The sequence below is a fragment of the Pseudomonas sp. LjRoot277 genome, from assembly GCF_964253845.1.
Lineage (GTDB): Bacteria > Pseudomonadota > Gammaproteobacteria > Pseudomonadales > Pseudomonadaceae > Aquipseudomonas.
Genome location: NZ_CAXURI020000001.1, coordinates 5,665,628 through 5,680,806, shown reverse-complemented (window position 1 = coordinate 5,680,806; position 15,179 = coordinate 5,665,628). Strand labels below are relative to the sequence as shown.

The window sequence follows — 15,179 nt, the reverse complement described above, 5'->3', positions numbered from 1 at the left end:
CTGATGAGTGAGGATTAAGAATCATGGCTTACAGCGAAAAGGTCATCGACCACTACGAGAACCCGCGCAACGTCGGCAAGATGGACGCGGAAGACCCTGATGTCGGCACCGGCATGGTCGGCGCCCCGGCGTGCGGCGACGTGATGCGTCTGCAGATCAAGGTCAACGAGCAAGGCATCATCGAAGACGCCAAGTTCAAGACCTACGGTTGCGGTTCGGCTATCGCCTCCAGCTCCCTGGCGACCGAGTGGATGAAAGGCAAGACTCTGGATGAAGCAGAGACCATCAAAAACACTCAGCTGGCTGAAGAACTGGCTCTGCCGCCAGTAAAAATTCACTGCTCCGTACTTGCTGAAGACGCTATCAAAGCGGCCGTTCGCGACTACAAGCAGAAGAAAGGCTTGATCTGACTTTCAAGTTTTGGCGACGAGTAAGGAGTCACCGATGGCTATCAGCATGACAGAAGCGGCTGCTCAACACGTGCGACGCTCCCTCAACGGGCGCGGCAAAGGTGAAGGGATTCGTCTGGGTGTTCGCACCACAGGCTGTTCCGGCCTTGCCTACGTGCTGGAGTTTGTCGACGAGGTGGTTGCAGAGGATCAGGTGTTCGAAAGTCACGGCGAGAAAGTGATCATCGACCTGAAAAGCCTGGCCTACCTGGACGGCACCGAACTCGACTTCGTCAAGGAAGGGTTGAACGAAGGCTTCAAGTTCAACAACCCCAACGTGCGCGGTGAATGTGGCTGCGGCGAAAGCTTCAACATCTGAGGCTGCGCGTGGGTACTCCTTGTCATTTCGCTTTATTTGAGCTGAAACCGAGCTTCCGTCTGGATCTCGATCAGTTGGCCACGCGCTACCGTGAGTTGGCGCGCGGTGTTCATCCGGACCGCTTTGCAGACGCTTCCGAGCGCGAGCAGCGGCTGGCGCTAGAGCAATCCGCGAGCCTCAACGAGGCCTACCAGACGCTCAAAAGTCCCCCAAAGCGCGCGCGTTATTTGCTCGCCATGGGCGGTTGCGAGCTGCCGCTGGAGGTCACGGTGCATGATCCGGAGTTTCTTCTGCAGCAGATGGAGCTGCGTGAAGAGCTCGAAGACCTGCAAGACAGCGCCGACCTGGCGGGTGTTGCAGTGTTCAAGCGTCGCCTGAAGACTGCGCAAGATGAACTGAACGAAAGCTTCGCAGCCTGTTGGGATGATGCAGCGCAACGTGAACAGGCCGAACGCCTGATGCGGCGCATGCAGTTTCTCGACAAGCTCACCTACGAAGTGCGCCAGTTAGAAGAGCGCCTCGACGATTAACCCAGTGCCGCTCCGGTCGCACGCCTGATATACAGATAAGTCCTGATAACGATGGCCCTACTGCAGATCGCCGAACCCGGCCAAAGTCCTCAACCGCACCAGCGCCGTCTGGCTGTGGGGATCGACTTGGGCACTACCAATTCGCTGGTCGCTGCATTGCGCAGTGGTCTTTCCGAACCTCTGGCTGACGCTGACGGGCAGGTCATCCTGCCGTCTGCCGTGCGCTACCACGCCGATCGCGTCGAAGTCGGCGAGTCGGCCAAGCTGGCTGCCGCCACCGATCCTTTGAACACTGTGCTATCGGTCAAGCGCTTGATGGGTCGTGGTCTGTCCGACGTCAAGCAATTGGGCGATCAACTGCCGTACCGCTTTGTCGGCGGCGAATCGCACATGCCGTTCATCGACACCATTCAGGGGCCGAAAAGCCCGGTCGAAGTTTCCGCCGATATCCTGAAAGTGCTGCGTCAGCGCGCCGAAGCGACGTTGGGTGGCGAACTTGTGGGTGCGGTGATCACCGTTCCGGCCTATTTCGACGATGCTCAGCGTCAAGCTACCAAGGATGCGGCCAAGCTGGCCGGTCTGAACGTGCTGCGTCTGCTCAATGAGCCGACCGCCGCCGCTGTAGCTTACGGTCTGGATCAGCACGCTGAAGGCCTGGTCGCTATTTATGACCTGGGTGGCGGCACCTTTGATATTTCGATTCTGCGCCTGACCGGCGGTGTGTTTGAAGTTTTGGCTACCGGCGGCGACAGCGCGCTGGGCGGCGATGACTTCGACCACGCAATCGCTGGCTGGATCATCGAGAGCGCCGGTCTGTCCGCCGACCTCGATCCGGGTGCGCAACGCCATCTGCTGCAAACCGCTTGTGCGGCCAAAGAAGCCCTGACCAATACCTCGACCGTTGAAGTCGCTTATGGCGACTGGAAAGCCGGGCTGACCCGTGAAGCCTTCAATGCGCTGATCGAGCCAATGGTTGCCCGCAGCTTGAAAGCCTGTCGCCGCGCTGTGCGTGATTCCGGCATCGAGCTGGAAGAAGTGCATGCCGTGGTCATGGTCGGCGGTTCGACCCGTGTGCCTCGCGTCCGCGAAGCCGTCGCTGAAGCCTTCGGCCGCGAGCCGTTGACCGAAATCGATCCGGATCAAGTGGTGGCCATTGGTGCCGCGATCCAGGCCGATACCCTGGCCGGCAACAAGCGCGATGGCGATGAACTGCTGTTGCTTGACGTGATTCCGTTGTCCCTTGGGCTGGAAACCATGGGCGGGCTGATGGAGAAGGTGATTCCTCGCAACACCACCATCCCTGTCGCCCGCGCTCAGGACTTCACGACTTATAAAGATGGCCAGTCGGCCATGGCGATCCACGTATTGCAGGGTGAGCGCGAGCTGATCAGCGACTGCCGCTCCCTGGCACGCTTCGAATTGCGCGGCATTCCGGCGATGGTGGCCGGTGCGGCGAAGATTCGCGTGACCTTCCAGGTCGATGCCGACGGTCTGCTCAGTGTTTCTGCTCGCGAGCTGGGCTCGGGCATTGAGGCCAGCATCCAGGTCAAGCCGTCCTACGGTCTGACGGATGGCGAAATTGCCAAGATGCTCAAGGACTCGTTCCAGCACGCCAACGACGACAAGGTCGCTCGGGTGTTGCGTGAACAGCAGGTCGATGCCCAGCGCCTGATCGAAGCGGTGCAGGGCGCCCTCGATGTCGATGGCGAGCGCTTGCTCGACGCCGAAGAGCGCATGGTCATCGAATTGCAGATGCAGGAACTGACCGAACTGATGAAAGGTACTGATGGTTATGCCATCGAGCAGCAGACCAAGCGTCTGTCGCAAGTGACCGACGCCTTTGCTGCCCGCCGCCTGGACTCGACGGTGAAAGCCGCGCTGGCGGGGCGCAACCTGAATGAGATTGAGGAATAACGATGCCGCAGGTCATTTTTCTGCCACACGAGAAGTTCTGCCCGGAAGGTATGGTTGTAGAAGCTGAGCCTGGCACATCCATTCTCGAGCTGGCCCACGAACACCATATCGAGATGGAAAGCGCCTGTGGCGGCGTTTGCGCCTGCACCACCTGCCACTGCATCATCCGCGAAGGTTTCGACTCGCTGGAAGAAGCGGATGAGCTGGAAGAAGACTTTCTTGATCGTGCCTGGGGTCTGGAGGCGCAATCGCGTCTAGGCTGTCAGGCGATTGTCGGGAATGAAGACCTGACTGTTGAAATTCCGAAATACTCGCTCAACCATGCAGCCGAAGCGGCGCACTGATTCAAGGAACTGAAATGAGTCTGAAATGGGTTGATGTGCTGGAAATCGCGATCCAGCTGGCTGAATCCAAGCCGGATGTGGACCCGCGTTACGTGAACTTCGTCGATCTGCACCAATGGGTGCTGGCATTGCCGGAGTTCAGTGATGATCCGACCCGCGGTGGCGAGAAGGTGCTTGAAGCCATTCAGGCCGCCTGGATCGAAGAAGCAGACTGAGTCTGCGCCGTACGCAGTTAGGCAATACTAAAGAACCCGCGTATAATTCGCGGGTTTAATTTTTCGCAAATTACCGTTTCTGGAGTTACACCATGGCTGTTCAACGTACTTTCTCCATCATCAAGCCTGACGCTGTTGCAAAAAACGTTATCGGCGAGATCACCACTCGTTTCGAAAAAGCTGGCCTGCGCGTTGTAGCTTCGAAACTGAAGCAACTGTCCAAAGCTGAAGCTGAAGGCTTCTACGCTGAGCACAGCGCTCGTGGTTTCTTCGGCGACCTGGTTGCTTTCATGATCTCCGGTCCGGTTGTCGTTCAGGTTCTGGAAGGCGAAAACGCTATCGCTCTGAACCGTGAACTGATGGGCGCTACCAACCCTAAAGAAGCTGCTGCCGGTACCATCCGCGCTGATTTCGCTGATTCGATCGACGCCAACGCTGTACACGGTTCGGACTCCGAAGCCGCTGCTGCTCGCGAAATCTCGTACTTCTTCGCAGCTACTGAAGTAACCACTCGCTAAGCATTGGCTTAAGAGTGAAGGTGAATCCATGACTACATCGACTGTAAAAACCAACCTGCTGGGTCTGACTCAGCTGGAAATGGAAAAATTCTTCGACTCAATCGGGGAGAAGCGTTTCCGTGCCGGTCAGGTAATGAAATGGATTCACCACCTTGGCGTCGATGATTTCGACGCCATGACGAACGTCAGCAAGGCCTTGCGCGACAAGCTCAAGGCTATTGCCGAGGTTCGCGGTCCTGAAGTTGTCAGCGAGGACATCTCCACCGACGGCACCCGTAAGTGGGTGGTGCGCGTGGCGTCCGGCAGCTGTGTCGAGACCGTGTACATTCCCCAGGGCAAACGCGGCACTTTGTGCGTTTCGTCCCAGGCAGGCTGTGCCCTGGATTGCAGTTTCTGCTCCACCGGCAAGCAAGGATTCAACAGCAACCTCACTGCCGCCGAAGTCATCGGCCAGGTGTGGATTGCCAATAAATCGTTCGGCAGCATCCCGGCGACTGCCGACCGTGCCATCACCAACGTGGTGATGATGGGCATGGGTGAGCCGCTGCTGAACTTCGACAACGTCGTGGCTGCCATGCATCTGATGATGGATGACCTGGGCTACGGGATCTCCAAGCGCCGCGTAACCCTGTCTACATCGGGTGTGGTGCCGATGATCGATGAGCTGTCCAAGCACATCGACGTCTCCCTGGCGTTGTCCCTGCACGCACCGAACGACGCATTGCGTAACCAATTGGTGCCGATCAACAAGAAGTATCCGCTTAAGATGCTGCTCGAGTCGTGCCAGCGCTACATGTCGTCCCTGGGCGAGAAGCGCGTGCTGACCATTGAGTACACCTTGCTCAAGGACATCAACGACAAGGTCGAACACGCGGTCGAAATGATCGAGTTGCTCAAGAACATCCCGTGCAAGATCAACCTGATTCCGTTCAACCCGTTCCCGCATTCCGGTTACGAGCGCCCGAGCAACAACGCGATTCGTCGTTTCCAGGATCAGCTTCACCATGCCGGCTTCAATGTCACCGTACGCACCACCCGCGGTGAAGACATCGATGCCGCGTGTGGCCAATTGGTAGGACAGGTGCTGGATCGCACCCGTCGCAGCGAACGTTATATCGCCGTGCGCGAGTTAAGCGCCGAAAACGATATCGCACAGAACGCTGCGAACAATAATTAAGAGAGGATCTCTATGTCCCTGCGCTTCGCGCTGCTTTTGCTGTTGGCCAGCCTGTGTGCTGGTTGTGTCCTGTCGGGCGATTTCAACCCGATGAAGACCAGCAAGGGCCGCGATGAGGCGCGCGTTGCGTATGTGCAGCTGGGCTTGGGGTACTTGCAGCAGGGTATGACCGAACGGGCGAAAGTACCGTTGAAGAAAGCGCTGGATCTGGATGAGTCGGATCCGGATGCCAACGCTGCGCTGGGTCTGGTATTCCAGGCCGAGATGGAGCCGGAGCTGGCGGATCAGCATTTTCGCAAGGCGCTGTCTTCCCGTCCCAACGATGCGCGAATCCTGAACAACTACGGCAGTTTTCTTTTCGAAGAGAAACGCTACAAAGAAGCTTACGAGCGCTTTGAACAGGCCGCCGCCGATACCTTGTATCCTGAGCGTTCGCGAGTGTTCGAGAACCTCGGCATGACCGCTTCGAAGCTGGGGCAGCGCGATCTGGCGCAGCAGCAGCTGGAAAAATCCCTGCGTTTGAATCGCCAACAGCCACGAGCATTGCTGGAAATGGCTGAGTTGTCCTTCGAAGACAGGCATTATGTGCCCGCGCGTGACTATTACGATCGTTTTAGCCGGCTCACCGAGCAAAATGCACGTAGTCTATTGCTCGGCGTTCGGCTGGCAAAAGTGTTTGATGATCGCGACAAGGCCGCCAGTTTTGGCCTGCAACTAAAACGACTCTATCCCGGTACGCCGGAATATCAGCAATACCTGTCGGAGCAATGATGAAAGCGGCGCATCCCGAAGTTGTAGCAGCGAATCGCGTTAATCCCGGTGAGACTTTGCGCCAGGCTCGCGAAAGCAATGGCTGGTCGCTGGCCGAAGTGGCCCTCAAGCTCAACCTCACCGTCAATTCCCTGAGCAATCTGGAAGCCGGCGCTTTCGACAAGCTGCCTGGGCATACCTTTGCTCGCGGTTATATTCGCACCTATGCGAAACTGCTCGGCATGGATCAAACCGTACTGGTCCAACAGTTCGACCAATCCACCGGCACCGACTCCCAGGGCAGCAACGTTCATAGCCTGGGACGTATCGAAGAGCCGGTTCGGGTTTCCCACACCATTTTGCGAATTGTCAGCCTGCTGTTGCTGTTCGCAGTGATTGGTGGTGGTTTTGTCTGGTGGCAGGATCAAACCTCATTGCGCACCAAAGACCTGACCAGCCTGAGCCCGGAACACGTTGAAGTCGAAGGCGCTGACGGCACCACCCAGATTCATCCGCTGGACGAGCCGGAAGACCAGGCCGTTGCGGAAGGTCAGGCTGAAGGCACAACCGCTCTTGCGTTGCCGCAGGCCGAGACGTCGGCTGAAGCGCCGGCCGAAGCTGAAGCGACTGCGCCTGCTGCACCGGTTGCACCAACGCCTGTTGCACCTGCCCACAGCATCGCTCCGGTTGTCGCGACTCCGGCCGCGCCTGCCCCGACTGCTCCCGTTGTATCGACCCCGCCTGCGAGCGCTTCGGTTACTCCGACCATTCCCGCTCCAGTCGCGGCGGCTCCGGTTGCCGGTCAAGGCCAGGTTCAACTGCAATTCACTGCCGATTGCTGGACGCAAGTGACCGATGGCACCGGCAAGGTGCTGTTGAGCGGTCTCAAGCGTAAAGGCGAAAACGTTTCCGTGAGCGGCAAGCCACCGTTTTCCGTGCGTCTGGGCGTCGCCCGTGGCGCGCAGGTCAGCTACAACGGGCAGGTGGTTGATGTCGCTCCGTTCACCAGTGGCGAGACTGCTCGCCTGAAGTTGGGTCAATAAGTCATGCACGGCGAATCTCCAATCAAACGTCGCGAATCCCGCAAGATCTGGGTCGGTAACGTGCCTGTTGGCGGCGATGCGCCTATCGCTGTGCAGAGCATGACCAACAGCGACACCAACGACGTGGCCGCCACCGTGGCCCAGATCAATCGCCTGGAAGCGGCTGGCGTCGATATCGTACGAATTTCCGTTCCCGATATGGATGCCGCTGAAGCCTTCGGCAAGATCAAGAAGCTGGTCAAAGTACCGTTGGTTGCCGACATTCACTTCGACTACAAGATCGCTCTGCGCGTAGCCGAACTGGGCGTTGACTGCCTGCGCATCAATCCGGGCAACATCGGTCGCGAAGACCGCGTACGTGCGGTAGTCGATGCCGCCCGTGATCGCGGGATTCCGATCCGTATCGGCGTGAACGCCGGTTCCCTGGAAAAAGACCTGCAAAAGAAATACGGCGAGCCGACTCCGGCTGCGCTGGTTGAATCTGCCCTGCGTCACGTCGAGCACCTTGAACGTCTGAATTTCCAGGACTTCAAGGTCAGCGTGAAAGCCTCCGACGTGTTCATGGCCGTCGCCGCTTACCGCTTGCTGGCCAAGGAAATCGTCCAGCCGCTGCACCTGGGCATCACCGAAGCCGGTGGTTTGCGTTCAGGTACGGTGAAATCCGCCGTGGGCCTCGGTATGCTGCTCGCCGAAGGGATTGGCGATACTATTCGCATCTCGTTGGCGGCGGACCCGGTCGAGGAAGTGAAAGTCGGCTACGACATTCTCAAATCCCTGCACCTGCGTTCCCGTGGCATCAACTTCATCGCCTGCCCGAGTTGCTCGCGGCAGAACTTCGATGTGGTCAAAACCATGAACGAGCTGGAAGGGCGCCTCGAAGACCTGCTGGTGCCATTGGATGTCGCGGTCATCGGTTGCGTGGTCAACGGACCGGGCGAAGCCAAGGAAGCCCATATCGGCTTGACCGGCGGCACGCCAAACCTGATTTACATCGACGGTAAGCCGTCGCAGAAACTGACGAATGACAATCTGGTGGATGAGCTTGAACGCTTGATCCGCCAGAAAGCGGCCGAAAAGGTCGAAGCTGACGCAGCAGTCATTGCGCGCGGCTAAGTCGAACGAATTTAAGGATTTATAGTGAGCAAGTCTCTGCAAGCCATACGTGGCATGAACGACATCCTGCCCGAGCAGACCCCCCTGTGGCGTCATTTCGAGGGCACCGTCTCGCGTTTGCTGGATAACTACGGTTACAAGCAGATCCGCATGCCAATCGTCGAGTTCACCGAGCTGTTCAAGCGCTCCATCGGTGAAGTGACCGACATCGTCGAAAAAGAGATGTACACCTTCGACGACCGCAACGGCGACTCCCTGACCCTGCGCCCTGAAGGCACGGCGGCCTGTGTGCGTGCGGTGCTTGAGCACGGCATCACCGGCGGTGGCCAAGTGCAGAAACTCTGGTACATCGGCCCGATGTTCCGCCACGAACGTCCGCAGAAAGGCCGTTATCGCCAGTTCCACCAGATCGGTTGTGAAGTCTTCAACCTCGACGGTCCGGACATCGACGCCGAGCTGATCGTGCTGACCTGGCGCCTGTGGGGCGAGTTGGGTATCCGTGATGCGGTCAAGCTCGAACTCAACAGCCTCGGCACTGCCGAGTCCCGCGGTCGTTATCGCGAAGCGCTGGTCGAGTTCCTTTCGGCCCGCCTGGACAAGCTGGACGAAGACAGCCAGCGCCGTCTGAAGACCAACCCTTTGCGGGTCCTGGATACCAAGAACGCTGACACTCAAGCCGTGCTGGTCGACGCGCCGAAAATGGCTGACTACCTCGACGAAGAATCCCGCGTGCACTTCGAGGGCCTCAAGGCTCGTCTGGACACCGCTGGCATTCCTTATGTGATCAACCCGAAGCTGGTTCGCGGGCTGGATTACTACAGCAAGACCGTTTTCGAATGGGTCACCGACAAGCTGGGCGCCCAAGGCACCGTGTGTGCCGGTGGTCGTTACGACGGTCTGGTGGAGCAGATGGGCGGCAAGCCGACCCCTGGCGTTGGTTTCGCCATGGGCATCGAGCGCCTGGTGCTGTTGCTTGAAACCCTGGAGCAGATCCCGGAAGAGATTTCCCGTCAGGTCGATGTTTACCTCTGCGCCTTCGGTGAGGCCGCCGAGCTGGCCGGTCTGGCCCTGAGTGAACGTGTTCGTGATCAATTGCCCAACCTGCGTCTGCAAGTGAATGCCGGCGCCGGCAGCTTCAAAAGCCAGTTCAAGAAAGCCGACAAGAGCGGTGCGTTGTACGCGCTGATCCTCGGTGACGACGAAATGGCCCAGCAAGTGGTAGGTTTCAAACCCCTGCGTGGCCAGGGCGAACAACAAAGCATTGCCTGGGATGCGCTTGCTGCACACCTGGCCACCTGCGTCGTGCAGGGTTGAAGCTGTCAAACAGCCGATTTAGCGATTAAGGAGTATTGGGGTGTCGAGTACCGAAGACGAACATCTGGCGGATTTGAAGGACTGGTGGACACGCAACGGCAAGCCCCTGGTCACTGGCGGCCTGTTGGCGCTGGTCATCGTGTTCGGCTGGCAGGCCTTTCACAAGTATCAGAGCAATCAGTCGCAAGGCGCCTCGATGCTCTATCAGCAACTGCTGGAAACCACGCTGACGCCAGACGGCAAGCCTGATGCCGCCCGTGTTGCGGACTTGGCCGGCAAGCTCAACAGCGAGTTCGGCGGTAGCGCTTACGCGCAGTACGGCAGCCTGTTCGTGGCAAAAGTTGCGGTCGACAGCGGCAAGCTGGATGACGCAGCCAGCGAACTGAAAGCCATTGTTGCCAAACCGGCCAACCCGGCGCTGGGCGAAATTGCTCGTCAGCGTCTGGCGCAGGTGCTGGCCGCGCAGAACAAGGCCGATGAAGCCCTGAAACTGCTCGAAGGCGATGCCGATAAAGCATTCCTGGCCACTCGCGAAGAACTCAAAGGCGACTTGCTGGTGCAGTTGGGTCGTACCGACGAAGCGAACACGGCGTATCAAAAAGCCAAGGCGGCACTGTCGGATGAAGCGGCAGTGGGTGGCCTACAAATCAAGCTGGACGACCTGGCCAAAGGGGATGCGTGACGTGATTCGTTGGAAACATGCAGCATTGCTGACTCTGGCCATATTGGCCGCGGGTTGCAGCAGCAACAGCAAAAAAGAACTGCCACCGGCCGAGTTGACCGACTTCAAAGAAGAAGTGGTTCTGCAAAAGCAGTGGAGTCGTTCGATCGGTAACGGTCAGGGCGAATCGTACAACATGCTGGTTCCGGCGATCGATGGCGATACCATCTATGCCGCCGACGTCACCGGTGTGGTGATGGCGATGGATCGCAGCAATGGCGACGTCAAATGGAAGAAAGATCTCGAACTGCCTGTTTCCGGCGCTGTCGGCGTCAGTTACGGTCTGCTCCTGATCGGTACGATCAAGGGTGAAATCGTTGCCCTGGACGCCATCAACGGTGAAGAGAAATGGCGCGCTCGCGTGTCCAGTGAAGTCCTCGCACCGCCGGCCAACAACGGTGATGTCGTTGTAGTTCAGACTCAGGATGACCGTCTGATCGGTCTGGATGCCGCTACCGGCACCCAGCGCTGGTTGTATGACAGTACTCCGGCGGTATTGACCCTGCGCGGCACCAGTGCGCCGATCGTCACCAACCGCCTCGCGGTGGCTGGCCTGTCGACCGGTAAAGTGGTCGCTCTCGATATTTCCAACGGCGTGCCGGTATGGGAACAACGTGTAGCGATTCCACAAGGTCGTTCGGAACTGGAGCGCGTTGTCGATATCGACGGCGGCCTGCTGCTGTCCGGCGGTACGCTGTATGTCGCCAGCTATCAGGGTCGCGTTGCGGCACTGGATCTGGAAAGCGGTCGTCAGCTCTGGCAGCGTGATGCTTCCAGCTATGCAGGTGTCGCCCAGGGTTTTGGCAGCGTCTACGTGAGCCTGTCTTCGGGCACCGTTGAAGGCGTCGACGAACGTTCCACCACAGCTTTGTGGAGCAACGATTCGCTGGCCCGTCGTCAACTGTCGGCTCCGGAAGTGTTCTCCAGCTACGTTGCAGTCGGTGATATGGAAGGTTACCTGCATCTGCTGAGCCAGGTGGACGGTCGTTTCGTCGGCCGCGAGCGCATCGACAGCGACGGCCTGCGTGCCCGTCCGCTGGTGGTGGGTGACACGATTTATCTGTATGGCAACAGCGGCAAACTGGAAGCCCTGACCATTAAGTAAAGGTTTGACTATGCTTGGGGTTTAACCCCAAGCGGCCTTGTTCTGCAAGGCTTGCGGCGCCTCCTGGCGCTGCCCCGAGCACCAGCCGCTGCCTCGCAGCGGCTTTTGTATTTTCTGAAATAACGAAGTGGAGAGCCGCATGGTTCCCGTAATCGCCCTGGTGGGCCGACCGAACGTCGGCAAGTCCACCTTGTTCAACCGCCTGACCAGGACTCGCGACGCCATCGTCGGCGACTTGTCCGGTCTGACCCGTGATCGCCAATACGGTGAGGCCAAGTGGCAAGGGCGTTCCTACATTCTGGTCGACACCGGCGGTATCTCCGGTGACGAGCACGGTATGGACGAAAAAATGGCCGAGCAGTCGCTGCTGGCCATTGAAGAAGCAGATGTCGTTCTGTTCCTGGTAGATGCCAAGGCCGGTTTCACCGCCGCCGACCAGATGATCGCCGAGCATTTGCGCAAACGTAACAAGCGTTCTTACGTGGTTGCCAACAAGGTCGACAACATCGACCCTGAAATGGCCCGCGCTGAATTCGCCCCGTTGGGCATGGGCCACGCGATCCCGATCGCCGGTGCTCATGGTCGTGGCATCACCCAGATGCTGGAAATCGCCCTCAGCGACTTCCCGAAAGACGATGACGAGCTGGAAGAAGGCGAGGAAGAGATCGTTGCCGAAGGCGAGGAAGCCAAGCGCATTCCTGGTCCTAGCGAAAAAGACGGGATCAAGATCGCGATCATCGGCCGCCCGAACGTCGGCAAGTCGACCCTGGTCAATCGCATGCTCGGTGAAGACCGGGTAATCGTCTATGACGAGCCCGGCACCACCCGCGACAGTATCTACATCCCGTTCGAGCGTAACGACGAGAAGTACACGCTGATCGACACCGCCGGTGTGCGCAAGCGCGGCAAGATCCACGAAGAAGTCGAAAAATTCTCCGTGGTCAAGACCCTGCAAGCGATCAAAGACGCCAACGTGGTGATCTTTGTGATGGACGCCCGCGAAGGCGTGGTCGATCACGATCTCAACCTGCTGGGCTTCGCCATTGAGTCGGGTCGTGCGCTGGTGATCGCGATCAACAAGTGGGACGGCATGACGCCGAGCGAGCGCGACTTCGTGAAGGTCGAGCTGCAACGTCGACTGTTCTTCGTTGACTACGCCGACATTCACTTCATCTCGGCGCTGCACGGCACGGGCGTGGGCAACCTCTACGCCTCCGTACAGAACTCGTTCAAGTCTGCGGTCACCCGCTGGCCAACCAACCGCCTGACCACGATTCTGGAAGATGCGGTTGGTGAGCACGCGCCACCGATGGTCAACAACCGCCGGATCAAGCTGCGTTATGCCCACTTGGGTGGTGCGAACCCGCCGATCATCGTGATTCACGGTAACCAGATCGAGAAGGTGCCGAAGTCTTACGTACGTTACCTGGAAAACACTTATCGTCGTGTTCTGAAGCTGGTCGGTACGCCGATCCGCATCGAGTTCAAGGGCGGCGAGAACCCGTACGAAGGCAACAAGAATTCGCTCACCGACCGTCAGGTCAACAAGAAGCGTCGCATGATGTCGCACCACAAAAAGGCCGACAAGAAGCGCCGCGACAAGCGCTGATTCAGGTTTTTCCCGTGGAGTGAAGAGGGCGCCAATGGCGCCCTTTTTCATGCCTGTCGTTTGGGCTATTCTCGGGCTCTCCCGTGCCGCCGTAGAGCCGGGTGTAGAGCAGGGAATCACCGATGATCACCAGTAAGCTGCCGAATGTCGGCATCACTATCTTTACTCAGATGTCTCAGCTCGCGGCGCAAACCGGGGCGCTCAATCTGTCTCAGGGTTTTCCCGATTTCGATGCGCCGCAGGCCCTGTGCGATGCGGTCGGTCGGCATATCGCCAATGGCCACAACCAGTATTCGCCGATGACCGGCCTTCCGGCATTGCGTCAGCAGATTGCGGCGAAGATCGCCCGCAGCTACGGCGTCAACGTGGATGCCGACCATGAGGTGACAGTCACGCCCGGTGCAACCCAGGCGATCTTTTGCGCCATTCAGGCGGTTATCCACAGCGGCGACGAAGTGATCGTCTTCGATCCGGCCTACGACAGTTATGAACCTTCGGTTGAGCTGGCCGGTGGTCGCTGCGTTCATGTGCAGTTGGGCCTGAATGACTTTGCCATCGACTTCCAGAAGCTGGGTGAAGCCATTACGCCGCGCACGCGGATGATCATCCTCAACACCCCGCACAACCCAAGTGGTGCGCTGATCAGTCGTGCCGAGCTGGATCAGCTGGCAGCGTTGATTCGCGACCGCGACATTTATGTCATCAGCGATGAGGTCTACGAACACTTGGTGTTCGATGGCGTGCCTCACGTCAGCGTGCTGAATCACCAAGAGCTGTATCAGCGTGCATTCGTGGTCAGCTCCTTCGGCAAGACCTATCATGTCACTGGCTGGAAAACCGGCTACGTGGTCGCACCGCCGGCCCTCACCGCCGAGCTGCGCAAGGTTCACCAATACGTCAGTTTCTGCGGTGTAACGCCGCTGCAATACGCCTTGGCCGACTTCATGGCCGAGTACCCGGAACACGTCGAAGAACTGCCGGCTTTCTATCAGGCCAAGCGCGATCTGTTCTGCGATCTGCTGGTGCCGTCTCGCTTCAGTTTCACCCGAGTGGCCGGCACGTATTTCCAGTTGGTCGATTACTCGCAGATCCGCCCGGACCTCAATGATGTCGAGATGGCGCAGTGGATGACCCGCGAACGTGGCGTGGCGAGCATCCCGATCTCGGTGTTCTATCAGACCCCGCCCGAAGGCCAGCGCCTGGTGCGCCTGTGCTTCGCCAAACGCGAGGAGACCCTGCGTGAAGCAGCGGCAAAACTATGCGTGATCTGAGTGCACTGCCCAATCTGAACATCGCGCTGATCCAGACCACCCTGGCCTGGCACGATCGTCAGGCCAATCTGGAGCATTTCGAGCTGTTGCTGGAACAGGCTCGTGGGGCGGACCTGATTATCCTGCCGGAGATGTTCACCACCGGTTTTTCCATGGAATCGGAGACCCTCGCCGAGTCGGAAAATGGACCGACCAGCAAATGGCTGCGGGTTCAGGCAGCGAAACTGGATGCGGTGATCACCGGCAGCGTGATCGTCCAGGCGGCTGACGGCAGCCATCGCAATCGCCTGTTGTGGGCGCGGCCGGACGGGGAGGTGTGGCACTACGACAAGCGACATCTGTTCCGCATGGCCGGCGAACACAATCACTTCACCCCCGGCGAGCGTCAGGTGCAGTTCGAACTCAAGGGCTGGCGCGTGCGTCCGCTGATTTGCTACGACCTGCGCTTCCCGGTCTGGAGCCGTGATGCTCAGGATACCGATTTGCTGCTGTACACCGCCAACTGGCCGGGGGCACGGCGTCAGCACTGGAACCGTTTGCTGCCAGCTCGGGCGATTGAAAACCTTTGCTACGTGGCGGCGGTGAATCGGGTTGGTACTGACGGCAAAGGTTTTGCGTATACCGGCGACAGTCAGGTGCTGGACTTCCAGGGTGAGACGTTACTCAGTGCGGGCGAAGCTGATGGGGTGTTTCAGGTCGTTCTGAACGCTGCAGATCTTCAGGCTTATCGAACACGCTTTCCAGCGAACCTGGATGCCGATACGTTCGAGTTCACCTGAGATTTTTG

At 58.7% G+C, this 15,179-nt stretch carries 17 protein-coding genes; all 17 read left to right on the top strand.

Features of this window, described 5'->3' with window-relative positions; genetic code table 11:
• The first annotated feature begins 23 nt into the window (after positions 1-23).
• The 17 genes from iscU (at position 24) to ACSQ87_RS26390 (ending at position 15,171) form a co-directional block, all read left to right on the top strand.
• Positions 24-410, top strand: coding sequence for a Fe-S cluster assembly scaffold IscU (gene iscU, locus ACSQ87_RS26470; RefSeq protein ID WP_003443374.1), 387 nt, complete (start codon positions 24-26; stop codon positions 408-410).
• 34 nt (positions 411-444) lie between these two features.
• Complete coding sequence (gene iscA / locus ACSQ87_RS26465; protein WP_436274725.1) at positions 445-768, top strand: iron-sulfur cluster assembly protein IscA; 324 nt, start codon at positions 445-447, stop codon at positions 766-768.
• A gap of 8 nt (positions 769-776) precedes the next feature.
• Positions 777-1,298, top strand: coding sequence for a co-chaperone HscB (gene hscB, locus ACSQ87_RS26460; protein WP_436274724.1), 522 nt, complete (start codon positions 777-779; stop codon positions 1,296-1,298).
• A 51-nt stretch (positions 1,299-1,349) separates the two neighbouring features.
• Positions 1,350-3,212 (top strand): Fe-S protein assembly chaperone HscA, encoded by a 1,863-nt coding sequence (gene hscA / locus ACSQ87_RS26455; RefSeq protein WP_223432729.1) that lies wholly within the window; start codon positions 1,350-1,352, stop codon positions 3,210-3,212.
• Positions 3,213-3,214: 2 nt separating this feature from the next.
• Positions 3,215-3,556: an ISC system 2Fe-2S type ferredoxin gene (fdx, locus tag ACSQ87_RS26450; protein ID WP_046046032.1), complete on the top strand. Its 342-nt coding sequence runs from the start codon at positions 3,215-3,217 to the stop codon at positions 3,554-3,556.
• A gap of 14 nt (positions 3,557-3,570) precedes the next feature.
• Entirely contained in the window at positions 3,571-3,771 is a 201-nt protein-coding gene (iscX, locus tag ACSQ87_RS26445) for a Fe-S cluster assembly protein IscX (protein WP_007941386.1), read from the top strand.
• 92 nt (positions 3,772-3,863) lie between these two features.
• Positions 3,864-4,289, top strand: coding sequence for a nucleoside-diphosphate kinase (gene ndk / locus ACSQ87_RS26440; RefSeq protein ID WP_007916882.1), 426 nt, complete (start codon positions 3,864-3,866; stop codon positions 4,287-4,289).
• Between the two features lie 28 nt (positions 4,290-4,317).
• On the top strand, positions 4,318-5,466 hold the full coding sequence (gene rlmN, locus ACSQ87_RS26435; RefSeq protein WP_059403385.1) for a 23S rRNA (adenine(2503)-C(2))-methyltransferase RlmN: 1,149 nt from the start codon (positions 4,318-4,320) through the stop codon (positions 5,464-5,466).
• A gap of 12 nt (positions 5,467-5,478) precedes the next feature.
• A complete protein-coding gene (gene pilW, locus ACSQ87_RS26430) occupies positions 5,479-6,237 on the top strand; it encodes a type IV pilus biogenesis/stability protein PilW (protein ID WP_223432730.1) in 759 nt (252 codons plus the stop codon).
• Entirely contained in the window at positions 6,237-7,259 is a 1,023-nt protein-coding gene (locus ACSQ87_RS26425; protein WP_436274723.1) for a RodZ domain-containing protein, read from the top strand. The genes pilW and ACSQ87_RS26425 overlap by 1 nt, the downstream gene beginning before the upstream one ends.
• Positions 7,260-7,262: 3 nt before the next feature.
• Complete coding sequence (gene ispG, locus ACSQ87_RS26420) at positions 7,263-8,372, top strand: flavodoxin-dependent (E)-4-hydroxy-3-methylbut-2-enyl-diphosphate synthase (RefSeq protein ID WP_008147751.1); 1,110 nt, start codon at positions 7,263-7,265, stop codon at positions 8,370-8,372.
• A gap of 24 nt (positions 8,373-8,396) precedes the next feature.
• Positions 8,397-9,686: a histidine--tRNA ligase gene (gene hisS, locus ACSQ87_RS26415; protein ID WP_436274722.1), complete on the top strand. Its 1,290-nt coding sequence runs from the start codon at positions 8,397-8,399 to the stop codon at positions 9,684-9,686.
• A 40-nt stretch (positions 9,687-9,726) separates the two neighbouring features.
• Entirely contained in the window at positions 9,727-10,368 is a 642-nt protein-coding gene (locus ACSQ87_RS26410; RefSeq protein WP_129438184.1) for a tetratricopeptide repeat protein, read from the top strand.
• A complete protein-coding gene (gene bamB, locus ACSQ87_RS26405) occupies positions 10,361-11,512 on the top strand; it encodes an outer membrane protein assembly factor BamB (protein ID WP_436274721.1) in 1,152 nt (383 codons plus the stop codon). Before ACSQ87_RS26410 ends, bamB begins: the two co-directional genes overlap by 8 nt.
• A gap of 139 nt (positions 11,513-11,651) precedes the next feature.
• The gene (gene der / locus ACSQ87_RS26400; protein WP_046046039.1) at positions 11,652-13,121 is read left to right on the top strand and encodes a ribosome biogenesis GTPase Der; all 1,470 of its coding nucleotides are present in this window, start codon (positions 11,652-11,654) and stop codon (positions 13,119-13,121) included.
• Between the two features lie 122 nt (positions 13,122-13,243).
• Positions 13,244-14,392, top strand: a complete 1,149-nt coding sequence (locus tag ACSQ87_RS26395) for a pyridoxal phosphate-dependent aminotransferase (RefSeq protein WP_436274720.1) — start codon at positions 13,244-13,246, stop codon at positions 14,390-14,392.
• A complete protein-coding gene (locus ACSQ87_RS26390) occupies positions 14,380-15,171 on the top strand; it encodes an amidohydrolase (RefSeq protein ID WP_436274719.1) in 792 nt (263 codons plus the stop codon). The genes ACSQ87_RS26395 and ACSQ87_RS26390 overlap by 13 nt, the downstream gene beginning before the upstream one ends.
• The last annotated feature ends 8 nt before the right edge of the window (positions 15,172-15,179 follow it).

Bases quoted from the DNA above. Each gene is read 5' to 3' on its own strand.
- iscU (WP_003443374.1), top strand. From the start codon at position 24: ATGGCTTACAGCGAAAAGGTCATCGACCACTACGAGAACCCGCGCAAC.
- iscA (WP_436274725.1), top strand. From the start codon at position 445: ATGGCTATCAGCATGACAGAAGCGGCTGCTCAACACGTGCGACGCTCC.
- hscA (WP_223432729.1), top strand. From the start codon at position 1,350: ATGGCCCTACTGCAGATCGCCGAACCCGGCCAAAGTCCTCAACCGCAC.
- fdx (WP_046046032.1), top strand. From the start codon at position 3,215: ATGCCGCAGGTCATTTTTCTGCCACACGAGAAGTTCTGCCCGGAAGGT.
- iscX (WP_007941386.1), top strand. From the start codon at position 3,571: ATGAGTCTGAAATGGGTTGATGTGCTGGAAATCGCGATCCAGCTGGCT.
- ndk (WP_007916882.1), top strand. From the start codon at position 3,864: ATGGCTGTTCAACGTACTTTCTCCATCATCAAGCCTGACGCTGTTGCA.
- rlmN (WP_059403385.1), top strand. From the start codon at position 4,318: ATGACTACATCGACTGTAAAAACCAACCTGCTGGGTCTGACTCAGCTG.
- pilW (WP_223432730.1), top strand. From the start codon at position 5,479: ATGTCCCTGCGCTTCGCGCTGCTTTTGCTGTTGGCCAGCCTGTGTGCT.
- ACSQ87_RS26425 (WP_436274723.1), top strand. From the start codon at position 6,237: ATGAAAGCGGCGCATCCCGAAGTTGTAGCAGCGAATCGCGTTAATCCC.
- ispG (WP_008147751.1), top strand. From the start codon at position 7,263: ATGCACGGCGAATCTCCAATCAAACGTCGCGAATCCCGCAAGATCTGG.
- bamB (WP_436274721.1), top strand. From the start codon at position 10,361: ATGCGTGACGTGATTCGTTGGAAACATGCAGCATTGCTGACTCTGGCC.
- der (WP_046046039.1), top strand. From the start codon at position 11,652: ATGGTTCCCGTAATCGCCCTGGTGGGCCGACCGAACGTCGGCAAGTCC.
- ACSQ87_RS26395 (WP_436274720.1), top strand. From the start codon at position 13,244: ATGATCACCAGTAAGCTGCCGAATGTCGGCATCACTATCTTTACTCAG.
- ACSQ87_RS26390 (WP_436274719.1), top strand. From the start codon at position 14,380: ATGCGTGATCTGAGTGCACTGCCCAATCTGAACATCGCGCTGATCCAG.